This is a genomic window from Methylopila turkensis (assembly GCF_027922325.1).
Taxonomy (GTDB): Bacteria; Pseudomonadota; Alphaproteobacteria; order Rhizobiales; family Methylopilaceae; genus Methylopila; species Methylopila turkensis.
The window spans coordinates 652119-668576 of record NZ_BSFL01000001.1 but is presented as its reverse complement, the minus strand read 5'-3'; the positions used below and the strand labels follow the sequence as shown (position 1 = coordinate 668576).

Genomic DNA, 16458 nt, shown 5'->3' with positions numbered 1-16458 from the left:
TTCAGTCCGTCGCCAGCGTCGGCCGGCGAGGCGCTTCCTATGCCGCAGCCGCTGGAGGAATGCAAGGCGGTTTCGCGCGCCTTTTTCCTGGCCGTCGGACAAGGCGCTGGCCGCCGTGGCTGCGGTCCGGCGTGATGGAGGCGGCGAAGACGGAGAGAGGGTGACCCGTCGATGGCGCGCCCGGTCGAGACGCCCTGCAGCCGAAGCGCGCGCCCTGGACGGACATGGACGGGCGCGGCGCGGCCGGCCATAAGCCTCTTCCCAAAGCCTGAAGCGGAGGGAGGAGGCGAGAGACATGCCGGCGACGCGCGACGAGCTTCTGGCCCGGCTTGCGGAGCTCGGGATCGCTTCGGCCACGCACGATCATGAGGCCGTGTTCACGGTCGCCGAATCGCGCGCGCTCAAGGCCGGGATGCCCGGCGGCCACACCAAGAACCTGTTTCTGAAGGACAGGAAGGGGCGGCTGTTCCTCTTCACCGCCGACGCCGAAGCGACGATCGACCTGAAATGGCTCGCGGCGGCGCTCGGCGCGTCGGGCCGGTTCTCGTTCGGGTCGCCGGAGCTGCTCGTGAGCGTCTGGGGCGTGGAGCCCGGCTCCGTCACGCCGTTCGGAGCGATCAACGACGCCGAGGGGCGGGTGACGGTCGGGCTCGACGCATCGCTGCTGCGCCATGAGCTCGTGAACGTGCATCCGCTGACGAACACCGCGACGACCGCGCTCGCGCCCGACGACCTGCTGCGCTTCCTGCGCGCGACCGGCCACGAGCCGGTCATCGTGGAGCTTGCGCGGGCGGAGGCCTGAGGGGCGTGGCGCGGGGGAACCGTCCACGGCCCCGTCGCCGGTTTGGAGCCACGGATCTCGGCTTCCGATTGACCCGGCGCCGGTTTTCGCTATAGAGACACGCGCTGGCGCGGTGGGGACCCTCACCCGCGCCTTCTTCGTTTGGGCGCAAGACCCAGACTGACAAAAAGCCGCGCCAAGGGCATCCCGCCTCGGGAGCGCGTTATGAACACGGGACTATGAAACGATGTTCGCAGTCATCAAGACCGGCGGCAAGCAGCACCGGGTCGCCGAGGGCGACGTGATAACCGTCGGCAAGCTCGAGGGCGAGGCCGGCGCCACCGTGAAGTTCGGCGAGATCCTCGCGATCGGCGCGGGCGACGACGTGTCGTTCGGCGCTCCGTTCGTCTCGGGCGCCTCGGTCGCGGCCGAGATCGTCGAGCATGCGCGCGGTGCGAAGGTCATCGCCTTCAAGAAGCGTCGCCGCCAGAACTCGAAGCGCAAGCGCGGCCACCGTCAGGACCACACGATCGTGAAGATCGTCGGCCTGACCGGCGCGTCGAAGAACTGAGCGGCTGTAGAGAAGGAGAACTCCGATGGCTCACAAGAAGGCAGGCGGCTCCTCCCGCAACGGCCGCGACTCCGAAGGCCGGCGCCTCGGCGTGAAGAAGTTCGGCGGCGAAGCCGTCATCCCGGGCAACATCCTCGTGCGCCAGCGCGGCACGAAGTGGCATCCCGGCGCGAATGTCGGCATCGGCAAGGACCACACCCTGTTCGCGACCGCGGAGGGCAAGGTGCTCTTCGTATCCAAGGCCAATGGCCGGACCTACGTGAACGTCACGACCGCTGCGGCGGCCGAAGCTGCGGAATGACGGCGGGCTGACACGACGCTCCCGCCGGGCCCAAAACCCCCGGCGGAGCGGTCGCTGACCGCGAGGTCCGATGCGACGGGGGAGACGGGCGAACCGTACTCCCCCGTTTCCGTTTCGGAAGGCCCGGTCCGATGTCCCCGACGCCCGATTTCGACGAAAGCCTGTTCGCGGAAGACTGTATGACGGCGGAGCCGTCCGTCCGTCTCCGCCGCCTCACCCCCGCCGACGCCCCGGCGATCGCCGGGTTGCTGGGAGACATCGCGGTCTCCCGCAATCTCGGCCGGGTTCCCCACCCCTACACGCTCGCCGACGCCGAAGCCTGGCTCGCCGGCCTCGTCGCCGACCGTTCGGGCCTGCGGGCGGCGATCTCGGTCGACGGAGCGCTCGCCGGCGTTGTCTCGCTGACGCCAGCCGCAGGCGCGCTCGGCCTCGGCTACTGGCTCGGCGCGCCGTACTCGGGCAGGGGGATCGGGACGCTCGCGATCCGGTCCTTCGTGGATTTCGCCTTCGCCACGACCCGGATCGGGGTCGTCGAGGCGGCGCATATGGTCGACAATCCCGCCTCCGGCCGGGTGCTGGCGAAGGCGGGGTTTCGGCCGTACGGCGCGATGCGGGCGCGGTCGCTCGCGCGCCGGGAGACGGTCGAGCACGTGACGTGCCGGCTGCGCCGCGCGGACTGGGCGGAGACCCTACCGATCATCGAGACCGACCGGCTGACGCTGCGCACGCCGACGATGGCGGACGCCGAGGAGACGGCGCGGCTGGCCGCCGATCGCCCGATCGGGCTCTCGACCGCGCAGACGCCCGCGCTCGGCGCGCTCGACGAAGCCCGGGGCTTCGTGCTGCGCGCGGCGCGCGATCCGCGGCCGGCGAACCTTCGGCTGCTCATGCGGCTCAAGGAGAGCGGGGCGCTGGTCGGCACGGTCGGATGGCGGGCGGGCGAGGCTGGCGTGGTCGATCTCGGCTTCTGGCTTGGCGTCGACCACCGCGGCCGTGGCCTGATGACAGAAGCGGCGCGGGCCGCGCTCGAGGCCGCGTTCCAGACCGGAGGCGTGCGGGCGGTGCGCACAACCTGCCGGGCGGCGGACTGGGCGTCCCGGCAGGTCATCATCCGGTGCGGATTTCAGTGGGAGGGCTCCGGCCTCGTGCGGCCTGCGACCGGCGGTCCGGTGGCGGCGGACCGCTTCCGGCTCGACCGGGAGACGTTCCAGTCGTTCCGGGAATGGACCCCGGCGGCCTTCCGCGCCTTCGGGGGCTGACGGCGCGGCATCCGCGTCGGGACGGACGACGTATCCATGTCGACCGTCCCGCCCGCCGGAGGCATCGTCCATGCGCCCGTTCCTTGCCGCTCTCGCCCTTCCGTTGGTTCTGACCGCCTGCGCCGGCGCGCCGAAGGTCGCCGGCGAAGACGGTCCGGGGCCGGCCTTCGCGCTCGAGCGGACCTTCGCCGGCCGGGGGACGGGGGAGGGCGTGTTCCGCAACACGCTCACCGGCTCGACCCGGCCGTTCAAGGTGGTCTTCAACGGCCGCCGCACCGCGCAGGGGCTCGATCTCGCCGAGGACATCGCCTACGCCGACGGCGAGACCGAGCGCCACGTCTGGCGCTTCCGCCGCGTCGGCCCAGGCCGCTACGAAGGCCGTCGCGACGACGTGGTGGGCGTCGCGACGGGCGTGGAGAGCGGCAACACCCTGCGCCTGTCCTACGACGTGAAGCTCAACACCGGAGGAAGCACGGCGCAGGTGCATTTCGAGGACACGCTGGTGCTTCGCGGTCCCGGCGTCGTCGAGAACAAGGCCCGCGTGTCCAAGTTCGGCGTGCCCATCGGCACGGTGGACATCGCCATCCGCATGGCCGCCCCGCGCCGCTGACCTTCAGACGTTCGCTTGCGCGAGAAATGTGCTAGAGCCTTGCGCGAAAGCAGTTTGGCCGGTCGCCGACTGCTGCGCACGGCCGCGCGCCGTCATGCCCGCTTTTGGCGGGCGTCCACGAGCCTCTTCTGACGTCGAACGCGACGCTCAAGTCGTGGACGCCCGCCAAAAGCGGGCATGACGCGTTTGTCGCGAGCCTCGCGCGCCTGACACGCCAGACGACGAAGCGACGTTCATGAAATTTCTTGATCAAGCCAAAGTCTACATCCGCTCCGGCGACGGCGGGGCCGGCTGCGTGTCGTTCCGGCGTGAGAAATTCATCGAGTTCGGCGGCCCGGACGGCGGCGACGGCGGGCGCGGCGGCGACGTGATCGTCGAGTGCGTCCAAGGGCTGAACACGCTGATCGACTACCGCTTCAAGCAGCACTTCAAGGCCAAGACCGGCGTGCACGGCATGGGCAAGAACCGCACCGGCGCCAAGGGCGCCGACGTGGTCCTGAAGGTGCCGGTCGGCACGCAGGTGCTGGACGAGGACGAGGAGACGCTGCTCGCCGACTTCACCGAGGTCGGGCAGTCGATCGTGCTCGCGAAGGGCGGAAACGGCGGCTTCGGCAACGCCTATTTCACCACCTCGACCAACCGCGCGCCGCGCCGGGCCAATCCCGGTCTCGAAGGCGAGGAGCGCTGGGTCTGGCTGCGGCTGAAGCTGATCGCGGACGCCGGGCTCGTCGGCCTGCCGAACGCAGGCAAGTCGACCTTCCTAGCGGCGGTCTCGGCGGCGAAGCCCAAGATCGCCGACTATCCCTTCACCACGCTTCATCCCAACCTGGGCGTCGTTGGGGTCGACGGACGTGAGTTCGTCATGGCTGACATCCCCGGCCTGATCGAAGGCGCGCATGAGGGCGTAGGGCTCGGCGACCGCTTCCTCGGCCATGTGGAGCGCTGCCGGGTGCTGCTACACCTCGTCGACGGCACTTCGGAGCACGCCGGCGAGGCCTACAAGACCGTGCGCGCCGAACTCGAGGCCTATGGCGCGGGGTTGACGGACAAGCCGGAGATCGTCGCGCTGTCGAAGGTCGACGCGCTGTCGCCGGAACTGCGGAAACAGCAGCTCGCCCGGCTGAAGCGGGCGGCGAAGAAGACGCCGGTGGCGCTGTCGTCGGCCTCCCGCGAAGCGGTCGACGTCACGCTGCGCCAGCTTCTCGCCGTGATCGATGAGGCCAAGGGCGTTGAGGCCGCCGAGGCGATGCCGAAGATCGCCGAGGAGGCGTGGCGGCCTTAAGCCGATGACTATATGCTAGCAGCCGACGAAGGAGTGCTAGCAATGGGGCGCCAACTCAATATCAGAAGCGATGAGGCTTATGATATCGCGCGCCGGGTTTCTCAGATCGTCGACCGACCGATGAGCGACGTCGTTCTCGAAGCGCTGCGCGAGTATGGTTCGAAATTCAGCGATCAAACGGAATTGACGGCCACTCAGAAAGCCGAATCGAACGCCATCCGAGCGATCTCTCGCCGCGCCGCCTCGAAGCGTCTGCCGGGCGTGACGTTGGATGAGATTATGAACGACATGTATGACGAGTTCGGCCTGCCGATATGATCGCGCTTGATACGTCCGCGCTCGTCGCCATGGCGAACGACGAGCCGGAGGCCGGACTTTTTCCGATCTCATCGCACAGCACAGGGCGTTGGTAGGCACGCCGACGCTTTTCGAGACGCATTTGGTCTTGAGCAAAATGCTGTCGCAAGGCGCAGCCGAGGAGTTCATCAAGTCGTTGATGGCTCGGTCCACCTTCAAGCCGGTCGCGTTCTGGATGCAGATGCATTACATCGCCGCCGACGCCTTCGAACGATACGGCCGCGGGCGCGGACACCCCGCCAAGCTGAACTTCGGCGACTGCATGACTTATGCGGTCGCGAAGTTCCATGACTCGCCGCTGTTGTTCAAAGGCGACGACTTCACCCACACCGACATCCGTCCCGCCTGGCTCCCGTGACCGCACCCTCGCTCGCCTCCTTCAACCGCATCGTCGTCAAGATCGGTTCCGCGCTGCTCGTCGATCAGGTGGCGGGCGCGCTCAAGCGCCGCTGGCTTGAGAGCCTGGCCTCCGATCTCGCTCGGCACGCCGCTCGCGGTGCGGAAGTGATCGTGGTCTCGTCCGGCGCGATCGCGCTCGGGCGCACGGTGCTCGGCCTGCCGCGCGGCCCGCTTCGGCTCGAGGACAGCCAGGCGGCCGCCGCCGTCGGCCAGATCGCGCTCGCCCGCGCCTGGTCCGAGGTGCTGGGCGTCCACGACATCACCGCCGGGCAACTGCTCCTGACGCTGGGCGACACCGAGGAGCGTCGCCGCTACCTCAACGCGCGCGCCACGCTCGCCCGGCTGCTGGCGCTGAAGGCGATCCCGGTCGTCAACGAGAACGACACCGTTGCGACCTCCGAGATCCGCTACGGCGACAACGACCGGCTGGCCGCCCGGGTCGCGTCCATGGCGAGCGCGGACTGCCTCGTGCTGCTGTCCGACATCGACGGCCTCTACACCGCGCCCCCGGCGCAGGACCCGACGGCGACCCTGATCCCGATCGTCGAGCGCGTGAACGCCTCGGTGGAGGCGATCGCCGGCGGCGCCGCGTCCGAGTTCTCGCGCGGCGGCATGCGCACCAAGGTCGAGGCGGCCCGCATCGCGACCGGCGCCGGAATCCACATGATGATCGCCTCCGGCAAGGTCGACAGCCCGCTTTCGGTGGTCGAGCAGGGCGGCCGCTGCACCTGGTTTCTGCCGCACGACAATCCGGCCCAGTCCCGCAAGCGCTGGATCGCCGGCGTGCTCGCGCCGCGCGGCGAAATCCATGTCGACGCCGGAGCGGCCTCCGCGCTCAACCGGGGCCGTTCGCTGCTGCCGGCGGGCGTCGTCCGAGTGGACGGCCATTTTTCGCGCGGCGAGGCGGTGATCGTGCGCGCGCCGGACGGCGTCGAGGTGGCGCGCGGGCTGGTGTCCTACGATTCCGGCGACGCGAACCGCCTGCGCGGCAAGCCGACCGCCGAGATCGAGCAGGTGCTCGGCTTCAAGGGACGGCCGGCCATCATCCATCGCGACGATCTGGTGCTGACCGGGGCGTGATCGGAACCGACGTCGTCGCAGGCCGGCCCTGCGATCCGTCATAATGACGCCAAGGCCGAAACGCGCTACATCCCGGCCTCCGCTGGAGGTTCCGCAATGTCCGCCGCCGCCGAACGGCTCATCGAGATCGACACGCTCATGCTGGAGGTGGGCCGGCGCGCCCGCGCGGCGTCGAAGGCCCTGGCGCTCGCGCCGCGACCGGCGAAGGACGCCGCGCTCGCCGCCGCCGCCCGTCGTCTCATCGAGAGCGAGGCGGACATCCTCGCCGCGAACGCCGCCGACCTCGCCGCCGCGCGCGCGTCCGGCGTCGCCGCGTCCTTCATCGATCGCCTGACGCTGACGCCGGCCCGCATCAGCGGCATGGCGGAAGGGTTGGAGACGGTGGCGGGCCTCGCCGATCCCGTCGGCGAGGTGACGGCTGCATGGACGCGGCCGAACGGGCTCGCGATCGAGCGCGTCCGCACGCCGCTCGGCGTCGTCGGCGTGATCTACGAGAGCCGGCCGAACGTGACGGCGGACGCGGGCGCGCTGTGTCTCAAGGCCGGCAACGCCGCGATCCTGCGCGGCGGCACGGACAGCTTCCGCTCCTCGGCCGCGATCCAGGCCGCGCTCGCCTTCGGCCTGCGCGAGGCCGGCCTGCCGGAGGACGCGATCCAACTCGTGCCCACGAGGGACCGCGCCGCGGTCGGCGAGATGCTGGCCGGTCTCGGGAGCAATCTCGACGTGATCGTGCCGCGCGGCGGCAAGGGCCTCGTGGCGCGCGTGCAGGCCGAGGCGCGGGTGCCGGTGTTCGCCCATCTCGACGGCAACAACCATGTCTATGTCGCCGCCGGCGCCGATCTCGACATGGCGCGCGCGATCGTGCTCAACGCCAAGATGCGCCGCACCGGCGTCTGCGGCGCGGCGGAGACGTTGCTGGTCGACCGGGCGGTGGCGGCGACGCATCTCGCGCCGCTTGTCGCCGATCTGCTCGACGCCGGCTGCGCGGTCCGCGGCGACGCCGAAGCGCGCGCCGTCGACCCTCGCGTGACGGCGGCGACCGAGGGCGACTGGGGCACGGAGTTTCTCGACGCGATCATCGCCGTACGCGTGGTGGACGGGATGGACGAAGCCCTCGATCACATCGACGCCTACGGTTCGCGCCACACCGACGCGATCGTCACCACCGACGAGAACCTCGCCGAGCGTTTTCTCGCCGAGGTCGACAGCGCGATCGTGCTGCACAACGCCTCGACCCAGTTCGCCGACGGCGGCGAGTTCGGCTTCGGCGCGGAGATCGGCATCGCCACCGGCCGGCTGCACGCGCGCGGGCCTGTCGGCGTCGAGCAGCTCACGATCTTCAATTACCGCGTGCGCGGGACCGGCCAGACGCGGCCGTGAAACGGGCCTCGGGCGCCGCCTGCGGGAGGGTCGTCCCGCCGCCGCACGCTCCGGGCATGCGGATCGGCCTGTTCGGCGGATCGTTCAATCCGCCGCACGAGGGCCATCGCCTCGCCGCGTTGGTCGCCATGCGGCGGCTGCGGCTCGACAGGGTCTGGTGGCTCGTCACGCCCGGCAACCCGTTGAAGGACGGCGCCGAACTGCGCCCTCTCGCGGAACGCATGGCGGCGGCGCGGCGGATCGCGAACCATCCCCGCATCGTCGTCACCGGCGTCGAGGCCGCGCTCGGCACGCGGCGCACCTTCGACGTGCTCGGTTGGTTGCGGCGCCGGTGTCCGGGCGTCGCCTTCGTCTGGATCATGGGCGCCGACAATCTCGGCGGCTTCCACCGCTGGGAGCGCTGGCGCGCCATCGCCGATCTCGCCCCGATCGCGGTCGTCGACCGGCCCGGGGCCACGCTTGGGTCCAAGCGGGCGCCGGCCGCGCTCAGGCTTGCCGGCGCCCGCGTTCCGGAGCGGCTGGCGGCGGTCGTGCCGCGGCTTGCCCCGCCGGCCTGGGTCTTCCTGCACGGGCCACGCTCCGCGCTGTCTTCGACCGCGCTGAGGGCCGCGCGGAAAGAAGTGAACGGCCGAAAAGCGAAACCCGCGTCGCGAGAGTTGAAAAACGGGCGGTTTCGCCATTAATCTTTTTGAGCTGGAGATGACTCCGGCTTGAGGACAGCTGACGGAAGGGAACAGACCTCTGTCCACCACAGCGCTGAAGGAGACGCCGCGCGCGACGTCTCATATCGGCGGCGGCTCGCCCGATATGGCGAACCCGGCGCTGCTTCATCTCATCCTCGATGTGCTCGACGACAACAAGGCGGAAGACACCGTGGTCATCGACCTGCGCGGGAAATCCGCGCTGGCCGACGAGATGGTGATCGCCACGGGTCGCTCGAACCGCCATGTAGGCGCCATCGCCGACAAGCTGGTCGAGGAGCTCAGGACGCAGGGCCACGGCAAGGCTCTGGTCGAAGGCCTGCCGCATTGCGACTGGGTTCTGATCGATGCGGGCGACGTGATCGTCCACCTGTTCAGGCCCGAGGTCCGGACGTTCTACAATCTCGAGAAGATGTGGTCGTCCGGCCGCCCGGTCGAAGGCGCGGTCTCCTGATCGTCTGAGCGCCGATGCGCGTCGTCGTCGCGGCCATAGGCCGGCTGAAGGCCGGGCCTGAGCGCGAGCTCGTGGCGCGCTATCTCGAGCGCGCGGGTCAGGTTGGCCGCGGCGTGGCGCTCGGGCCGGTCGAGGTGGTCGAGCTCGACGAAAGCCGCGCGCGCCGTCCTGAGGATCGCAAGCGCGACGAGGCGGCGGCTCTCTCCGCGGCGCTCGATCCCAAGCTTCTGATCTACGCCCTCGACGAAGGCGGAAAGTCGCCGGGCAGCGAGGCTTTTGCGGCCGATCTCGGCCGTCGCCGGGACGATGGGGCGGCGGGCGTCGCCTTCGTCATCGGCGGGGCCGACGGGCTCGCCGCCGACCTGCTGGCCCGGGCGAGCGCGCGCGTCGCCTTCGGAGCGATGACTTGGCCGCATCAGATCGTCCGGGTTCTGCTGGCCGAACAGCTCTACCGCGCCGCGACCATCCTCGCGGGCCATCCCTATCACCGCGCGTGACGCTCGGCTCACGACGTTGCGACGCGCCGCAAAACCCGTCAGGTGGTTAGCGAAACGTAAACCTCGATCCGGCTCCAATAGCGTCATGGTCCGTCATCGCCTTCTTCGCGCCTGCGCCCTCGGCGCCGCGCTTGCGGCTTCGCATGCCGCGCCCGCGCAGGAGCCTCCGCAGGCCTTCGACCAGCGGCGCGCGCTCGACGAGGCGCGCGAGACGCTGAAGCGGGCCGAGGAGCGGCGCGAGCGGGTCGCGGCCGAGGTGGAGGCGCTGAGGGGCGAGAGCGGCAAGCTGCAGGAGGCGCTGATCGCGGCCGCGGCCTCCATACGCGAACGCGAGCCGCAGGTCTCCGCGAGCGAATCCAAGCTTTCGGAGCTCAGTGAATCGGAGCGCCAGCTCAGGCAGTCGCTGCTTGCCCGCCGCGACGTGCTTGCGGAGGTGATCGCCGCGCTGCAGCGCATGGGCCGCAAGCCGCCGCCGGCGCTGCTGGTGCGTCCGCGCGACGCGCTGGAGGCCGTGCGCTCCGCGATCCTGCTCGGGGCCGTGGTGCCCGACATGCGCGCCGAGGCCGAAGCGCTGGGCTCGGACCTGCGCGAGATGGTCCGCCTCAAGGGCATGATGACAGACGAGCGCGATCGTCTGGCGCGGGAGATCGAAGGTCTCGGCGCCGAGCGCGCCCGGCTCGAAGCGCTGATCGAAGAGCGGCAGCGGCAGCTCGGCCAGCGCCAGAGCGATCTCGCGGCGGAGGCTTCGGCCTCGCAGACGCTCGGCCGGCAGGTGCTCGACCTCGAAGCGCTGGTCGGCCGCGTGGAGCGCGAGGCGGCCGAGGCGCGCGCCGCCGCCGAACTGGCCGCAAAGGCCGAGCGCCGCAAGGGCGACGCCGATTCGCTGCGGCAGGCCGCGCGGCTCGCGCCCGCCGCTCCGTTCGAAAGCACGCGTGGAAAACTGCCTCTGCCGGTCGCCGGCAGGCGGTTGAGCGACTTCGGACGCGCCGACGCTTCCGGCGGTCATGCGCAGGGCCTGTCGATCGCCGCGCGGGCCGGCGCGCCCGTCAGCGCGCCCTGCGACGGGTGGGTGGTCTATGCCGGACCGTTCCGGTCGTACGGGCAACTCTTGATCCTTGACGCCGGCGGCGGCTATCATGTCCTCCTTGCGGGAATGGAGCGGATCACGGTCGGCCTGAAACAGTTCGTTCTTGCAGGCGAACCGGTTGCGACGATGCGTGGCGATCCGTCAGGGGCGGAGAGAGCCGCCGGCGAATCCCGGCCTGTTCTCTACGTCGAATTCCGCAAGAACGGCGGCGCGATCGACCCGTCACCATGGTGGGCGGGCGTCCCAGGCGAGAAGGTGGGCGGATGATGCGGAAAGTTTCTCTGGTCCTGCTCGGGGCCGTCTTCGGAGCGTCCGCGGCCGGCATGGCGCTGCAGCCGAAGGCGTTCTTCGGCGGCACCCCCGCGGAAGCCGCAGGCTCCGCCGACACCTACAAGCAGCTCAACCTGTTCGGCGACGTCTTCGAGCGGGTGCGTTCCGACTATGTCGAAAAGCCCGACGACGCCAAGCTGATCGAGGGCGCCGTCAACGGCATGCTCTCCGGCCTCGACCCGCATTCGAGCTTCATGGACGCCAAGGCGTTCAAGGACATGCAGGTCCAGACCAACGGCGAGTTCGGCGGCCTCGGCATCGAAGTCCAGATGTTCGAGAATCAGGTTCGCGTCGAGGGCGCGATCGACGACACGCCGGCGGCGCGCGCGGGCGTGCGGGCCAAGGACATCATCACCCATCTCGACGGGCAGGCGATCCAGGGCCTCAGCCTGAACCAGGCGGTCGAGAAGATGCGCGGGCCGGTCAACACGCCGATCGAGCTGACGGTGACCCGAGAGGGCGCGGCCGAGCCGGTCAAGATCAAGATCGTTCGCGACATCATCCGCATTCGCTCGGTGAAGTCGAACGTCGAGGGCGACGACATCGGCTACATCCGCGTCAGCCAGTTCAACCAGCAGACCTTCGAGGGCCTGAAGAAGGCGCTGGACGACACGGACTCCAAGATCGCCAAGGACAAGTTCAAGGGCTACGTCCTCGATCTTCGCAACAATCCGGGCGGTCTGCTCGACCAGGCGATCGCGGTCTCCGACGCGTTCCTGGAGCGTGGCGAGATCGTCTCCACCCGCGGCCGCAACCCCGACGAGTCGCAGCGCTTCAACGCCCGGCCGGGCGACCTCGCCAAGGGCAAGCCGATCATCGTGCTGGTGAACGGCGGGTCGGCCTCGGCGTCCGAGATCGTGGCCGGCGCGCTGCAGGACCACCGCCGCGCGACGGTGCTGGGCACGCGCTCGTTCGGCAAGGGCTCGGTGCAGACCATCATCCCGCTCGGCGGCAACGGCGCCATCCGGCTCACCACCGCGCGCTACTACACGCCGTCGGGCAAGTCGATCCAGGCCAAGGGCATCGTTCCGGACATCGAGAGCGTCCAGGAGATCCCCGAGGACGTGAAGGGCAAGGACGAGACCAAGGGCGAGGCCGGCTTGAAGGGACACCTAAAGAACGGCGAGGACGAAGCCTCCGGCTCGTCGGCCTATGTCCCGACCGACAAGAAGGACGACAAGCAGCTCAACTACGCGCTCGATCTGCTGCGCGGCATTCAGAGCAACGCGAACTTCCCGCCCTCGGCCAAGTCGTCGAGCGCGAACTAAACCGAAAGCGCAAAGCCTTGGGGGCCGCCCGGCGCGTCATGCTCCGGGCGGCCTTCGCACGAATCCGTTATGCTGGCTCCCAACTTCGGCGCGGCCGATTCGAACCGGCTCGGGAGCGATGACGCACGACGATATCGAGAGCCCGATGACGCCGCGCGCCGCCGGCCGCGCGTCGCGTCGCGTCGGCCGTTTCTCCGATCCGGTCGCTGTCGCCGCCGTCGTCGTCGGCTCCATCCTCCTGTTCGTCGGAGGCTGGATTCTGTTCGTCGACGATCCCATGGGCGGCGAGCCGTCCGCCGTCGCCTCGATCGAACGCCGCATCCCGCGTTCGGCTGCGGCGGCTCCGGCCGAGCCGAAGCCCGGCCCGGAGGGAGCGCCGTCCCCCATCATGCGCGACGGCGTGCCGGTCATCCGCCCCGGCGACGCGATGCCGAAAAAGGGCCCGGTGATCATCTCGGTGCCCGGAGCGAGCGACGGTCCGTCCGGCGCGTCCGCGTCCAGCGCCGGACTGCGTTCCAGCTCCGGTCGGCTCGGGCCCGGCGCTGTGGACAAGGCGCTGCTCGAGGACAGCCGATACGGCGCCTTGCCGCGCATCGCCCCGGACGGGCGGCGGCCGCTCGATCTCTATGCCCGACCGGCGACGAGCGCGCCCGGCGGAGGCGCGCGCGTCGCTCTGCTGGTGACCGGTCTCGGCGTCAGCCGCGACGCGACCGACGAGGCGCTGAGGGCGCTGCCGCCCGAGGTGTCCGCCGCCTTCCTGCCTTACGCCGGCGATGTCGCGGAGCAGATCGGCCGAGCGCGCCAAGATGGCCGCGAGGTGTTCGTCCAGGCCCCGATGGAGCCCTTCGATTTCCCCGCGAATGATCCCGGTCCCCAGACGCTGCTGACGAGCCTGCCGGCCTCCGCCAATCTGGAGCGGCTGCGCTGGTCGCTCGGACGCGCCGCCGGTTACGTCGGCGTCACGCCGCTCGCGGGCGGACGCTTCCTCGAGAACGCGGACGCCCTGCAGCCGATGTTCGCCGAACTCGCCCGCCGCGGCCTGATGTTCGTCGGGGCGGGCGGGCGCGGGGATCGGTCCGAGGCCGCCGCCGCCCAGGCCGGGCTCCCGCATGCGGGCGGCGGAGCGATCGCGATCGACCGCACGCCGGACGCCGCCGCCATCGACGCGGCGCTGGCGCGACTCGAGAACGAGGCGAAGGCCAAACCGGGCCTTGTTTCGGTGGGGCAGCTTGGCGCCTCGCCGCTCACGCTGAAGCGGATCGCGGCGTGGCGGGAAGGGCTTGCGGCGCGCGGCGTGACGCTCGTGCCCGTCAGCGCCGCGGCCGGCGCGCAGGGGCCATCGTGATGGCGCCGCGGCTGCCTTATCGCCGCTGCGTCGGCATCATGCTGCTCAATCACGAGGGCAAGGTGTTCATCGGCCGCCGTCGCGGCGGCGATGTCGAGCCGCGGGAGCCGGCCTATGAGTGGCAGATGCCGCAGGGCGGCATCGACCGCGGCGAGGCTCCATTGCAAGCGGCGCTGCGCGAACTGCGCGAGGAGACAGGCGTCACCTCGGCGGAGCTCATCGAGGAAGCCCGCGACTGGTTCAACTACGACTTCCCGCCGGACGTGATGGCGCGCACCCGCAACGGGAAGTATGGCGGTCAGACCCAGCGCTGGTTCGCCTTCCGGTTCACCGGCGCGCCCGATGAGATCGATCTGGCGCCGGCGGGCCACAAGCCGGAATTCTCCGAGTGGCGCTGGGCCGACATGTCGGAGCTGCCGACCTTGATCGTTCCGTTCAAGCGCGGCGTCTATGTCAATGTGGTGAAGGCGTTCGGCCATCTCGCCGAGCGGGGCCCCTCGCGTTAAGAACCAGCGACGGCCCTTTCGACCCGTGGCTCGATCGTTTCGCGGCCGTTCACGACCACCCGACGCGAGAGGATGCGGTCGCCCGGCCGCACGTGCCCGAGCGGAACGTCGCGATCCGGCAGGATGACGGTCGCCTGCTCCCCGACCATCACCACGAGATGCTGGCGCTCGACGGCCGCGGCCCGCGACCATGCCCGGAAGGTTGTGTGATACGGATCGCGCCGCCACGCCGACGGTGCGCCGGGATCGACCTGAACGATCAGGGCGTCGCGCGCCGGCGAGCCGTAGATCACGAACTTGGCGCGGTCCGGCCGCCATTCCGGGCCGAGCGTCTCCCGCGACAGCCAAAGGCAGTGGAAGGTGCGGCACTCCTCCGGCCGCGTCTCATAGGTTCCGCAGCCGCGTCCCGGCGCGCAGTGCGGACACCAGCGCCCCATCGGCTTGCCGAGAGCGGAGATCGCCATCACCTTGCAGCAGAGGGTGCATTCTCCGCATATGCGTTCGCTCATTAGTCCCGGTTCTCGCGAGCTCTCCGCCGGTTCATACCATCTTCCGCCGCCGGGCGCAGACCCCGCAGCGGCGAGGACGGATATGAGCATGCTGCCTGAGATACGTGACCATGCGCGGTTGAGCGCGAACTTTCGCTGGCGTCTGCCGGAGCGGTTCTCGATCGCCGAGGCGATCTGCGACCGCTTCGCGCGGCTCGAGCCGGACCGGCCCGCGATCCTGCTGAAACGGCCAGGCGCGGCGCTCGACGTCACAACCTACGGCGAACTCAGACGCCAATCGCTGGCGCTCGCCGCCGCGCTCGCGAAGCGGGGAGTCGGTCGCGGCGACCGCATCGCCGTGCTGCTGCCGCAGGGGCCGGAGGCGATCGTCGCCCATGTGGCGGCCTCGCGCCTCGGCGCCGTCGCCATGCCGCTCGCGCTCGCCTTCGGGCCGGATGCGCTGTCCTACCGGCTGGCGGATTCGGGAACGCGGGCGATCGTCACCACCGCGGCCGGGCTTGCGAAGCTCCGCGAGATCGCGGAGCCGCTGCCCGCGCTCGAAGTCGTCGTGTCGGTCGACGGCGCGGACGGCGACGCGCTGGACTATGCGGCGCTGACCACCACCGGCGAGTCCCCGCCGGAGCTCGCGCTCGGCCCCGACGATCCGGCGCTGATGATCTACACCTCCGGCACCACGGGGCCGCCCAAGGGCGCGCTGCATGGCGGGCGGGTGCTGATCGGCCATCTGCCAGGCTTCCGCCTGACCCATGATTTCCTCCCGCGCCCGGACGACCGGGCCTGGACGCCGGCGGACTGGGCCTGGGCGGGCGGCCTGCTCAACCTCGCGATGCCCGCGCTGCACTACGGGGTGCCGCTGGTCGCGCAGCCGACGACGAAGTTCGATCCCGAGGCCGCCTTCGCGCTCATGGACGAGGCGAAGCTGCGCAACGTGTTCGTGCCGCCCACGGCGCTGAGGCTGATGTCGGCGGTGGAGCGCCCACGCGAGCGCCACCGTTTCGCGCTGAGGTCCGCCGTCTCCGCCGGCGAGCAGCTCGGCGAGGCGACGTTCCTGTGGGCGAAGGAAGCGCTCGGCCTGACCGTCAACGAGGTCTACGGCCAGACGGAGTGCAATTACGTGCTGTCGTCGGCCGCCGCGCTCGGCGTGTCGAAGCCGGGGGCGATCGGCAAGGCCACGCCGGGCGCCGAGGTCGCGCTGTTCGCCGCCGACGGCCGCCGCTGCGGCCCCGGAGAGCCCGGCGAGATCCGTGTGCGCCAGCCGCACCCCGTCACGTTCCTGGAATATTGGGGCAAGCCGCAGGCGACAGCCGACAAGTTCGACGGCGAGTGGCTGCTGACGGGCGACCAGGCGGTGATGGACGAGGACGGCTATGTCCGCTTCGTCGGCCGCGAGGACGACGTCATCACCTCGTCGGGCTACCGCATCGGGCCGGGCGAGATCGAGGACTGCCTCTCGCGGCACCCAGCGGTGGCGCTCGCCGCCGTCGTCGGCAAGCCGGACGCCGTGCGCACCTCGATCGTGAAGGCCTTTGTGCAGCTCAAGCCCGGCGTCGAAGGAGGCCCAGCGCTGGTCGACGAGATCAAAGCCTTCGTCCGCGCGCGGCTGTCGAGCCACGAATACCCGCGCGAGGTCGTGTTCGTGCCGGAACTGCCGCTGACCACCACGGGCAAGGTGATCCGCCGGCTGCTCCGCGAGCGGGAATGACGTTCCCGGCCGCAGCGATGCATCCCGGATCGGGCTTCG

Annotated in this window: 19 protein-coding genes; 18 read left to right on the top strand and 1 reads right to left on the bottom strand. The window is 70.4% G+C overall.

The annotated features are described in order from the left end of the window. The first annotated feature begins 295 nt into the window (after positions 1–295). The 17 genes from PKE78_RS03115 to PKE78_RS03035 all read left to right on the top strand — a co-directional run bounded on the left by PKE78_RS03115 (position 296) and on the right by PKE78_RS03035 (position 14208). Positions 296–802: a prolyl-tRNA synthetase associated domain-containing protein gene (locus tag PKE78_RS03115; protein ID WP_271199381.1), complete on the top strand. Its 507-nt coding sequence runs from the start codon at positions 296–298 to the stop codon at positions 800–802. A 226-nt stretch (positions 803–1028) separates the two neighbouring features. After that, positions 1029–1352, top strand: coding sequence for a 50S ribosomal protein L21 (rplU, locus tag PKE78_RS03110; RefSeq protein ID WP_271199380.1), 324 nt, complete (start codon positions 1029–1031; stop codon positions 1350–1352). A 25-nt stretch (positions 1353–1377) separates the two neighbouring features. Continuing rightward, positions 1378–1653: a 50S ribosomal protein L27 gene (gene rpmA, locus PKE78_RS03105; RefSeq protein ID WP_271199379.1), complete on the top strand. Its 276-nt coding sequence runs from the start codon at positions 1378–1380 to the stop codon at positions 1651–1653. Positions 1654–1784: 131 nt separating this feature from the next. Then, positions 1785–2912, top strand: a complete 1128-nt coding sequence (locus PKE78_RS03100; RefSeq protein WP_271199378.1) for a GNAT family N-acetyltransferase — start codon at positions 1785–1787, stop codon at positions 2910–2912. Between the two features lie 70 nt (positions 2913–2982). Beyond that, positions 2983–3522 (top strand): DUF3833 family protein, encoded by a 540-nt coding sequence (locus tag PKE78_RS03095; RefSeq protein ID WP_271199377.1) that lies wholly within the window; start codon positions 2983–2985, stop codon positions 3520–3522. 235 nt (positions 3523–3757) lie between these two features. Next, positions 3758–4804 (top strand): GTPase ObgE, encoded by a 1047-nt coding sequence (gene obgE / locus PKE78_RS03090; RefSeq protein WP_271199376.1) that lies wholly within the window; start codon positions 3758–3760, stop codon positions 4802–4804. Between the two features lie 42 nt (positions 4805–4846). Continuing rightward, positions 4847–5122 (top strand): type II toxin-antitoxin system VapB family antitoxin, encoded by a 276-nt coding sequence (locus PKE78_RS03085; RefSeq protein WP_271199375.1) that lies wholly within the window; start codon positions 4847–4849, stop codon positions 5120–5122. Between the two features lie 88 nt (positions 5123–5210). Beyond that, positions 5211–5519, top strand: a complete 309-nt coding sequence (locus tag PKE78_RS03080; protein ID WP_271199374.1) for a type II toxin-antitoxin system VapC family toxin — start codon at positions 5211–5213, stop codon at positions 5517–5519. Then, positions 5516–6640 carry a glutamate 5-kinase gene (gene proB / locus PKE78_RS03075; protein ID WP_271199373.1) on the top strand — a complete coding sequence of 375 codons (1125 nt, stop codon included), beginning with the start codon at positions 5516–5518 and terminating at the stop codon, positions 6638–6640. The genes PKE78_RS03080 and proB overlap by 4 nt, the downstream gene beginning before the upstream one ends. A gap of 96 nt (positions 6641–6736) precedes the next feature. Beyond that, on the top strand, positions 6737–8020 hold the full coding sequence (locus PKE78_RS03070; protein WP_271199372.1) for a glutamate-5-semialdehyde dehydrogenase: 1284 nt from the start codon (positions 6737–6739) through the stop codon (positions 8018–8020). A 56-nt stretch (positions 8021–8076) separates the two neighbouring features. Next, positions 8077–8703: a nicotinate-nucleotide adenylyltransferase gene (locus PKE78_RS03065; RefSeq protein ID WP_271200057.1), complete on the top strand. Its 627-nt coding sequence runs from the start codon at positions 8077–8079 to the stop codon at positions 8701–8703. A 124-nt stretch (positions 8704–8827) separates the two neighbouring features. Next, positions 8828–9175, top strand: a complete 348-nt coding sequence (gene rsfS, locus PKE78_RS03060) for a ribosome silencing factor (protein ID WP_271199371.1) — start codon at positions 8828–8830, stop codon at positions 9173–9175. A 14-nt stretch (positions 9176–9189) separates the two neighbouring features. Then, on the top strand, positions 9190–9672 hold the full coding sequence (gene rlmH, locus PKE78_RS03055; protein WP_271199370.1) for a 23S rRNA (pseudouridine(1915)-N(3))-methyltransferase RlmH: 483 nt from the start codon (positions 9190–9192) through the stop codon (positions 9670–9672). 85 nt (positions 9673–9757) lie between these two features. Further along, positions 9758–11026 carry a murein hydrolase activator EnvC family protein gene (locus PKE78_RS03050; protein ID WP_271199369.1) on the top strand — a complete coding sequence of 423 codons (1269 nt, stop codon included), beginning with the start codon at positions 9758–9760 and terminating at the stop codon, positions 11024–11026. Beyond that, positions 11023–12357: a S41 family peptidase gene (locus PKE78_RS03045; protein ID WP_271199368.1), complete on the top strand. Its 1335-nt coding sequence runs from the start codon at positions 11023–11025 to the stop codon at positions 12355–12357. The genes PKE78_RS03050 and PKE78_RS03045 overlap by 4 nt, the downstream gene beginning before the upstream one ends. A 118-nt stretch (positions 12358–12475) precedes the next feature. Then, a complete protein-coding gene (locus PKE78_RS03040; RefSeq protein WP_271199367.1) occupies positions 12476–13702 on the top strand; it encodes a divergent polysaccharide deacetylase family protein in 1227 nt (408 codons plus the stop codon). Continuing rightward, a complete protein-coding gene (locus PKE78_RS03035) occupies positions 13702–14208 on the top strand; it encodes an RNA pyrophosphohydrolase (RefSeq protein WP_271199366.1) in 507 nt (168 codons plus the stop codon). The genes PKE78_RS03040 and PKE78_RS03035 overlap by 1 nt, the downstream gene beginning before the upstream one ends. Here PKE78_RS03035 and PKE78_RS03030 read toward each other — a convergent pair. Then, entirely contained in the window at positions 14205–14717 is a 513-nt protein-coding gene (locus tag PKE78_RS03030) for a hypothetical protein (protein ID WP_271199365.1), read from the bottom strand. The two genes, PKE78_RS03035 and PKE78_RS03030, sit on opposite strands and share 4 nt — an antisense overlap. Before the next feature lie 88 nt (positions 14718–14805). Here PKE78_RS03030 and PKE78_RS03025 point away from each other — a divergent pair, with 88 nt between their 5' ends. After that, complete coding sequence (locus PKE78_RS03025; RefSeq protein ID WP_271200056.1) at positions 14806–16419, top strand: AMP-binding protein; 1614 nt, start codon at positions 14806–14808, stop codon at positions 16417–16419. The last annotated feature ends 39 nt before the right edge of the window (positions 16420–16458 follow it).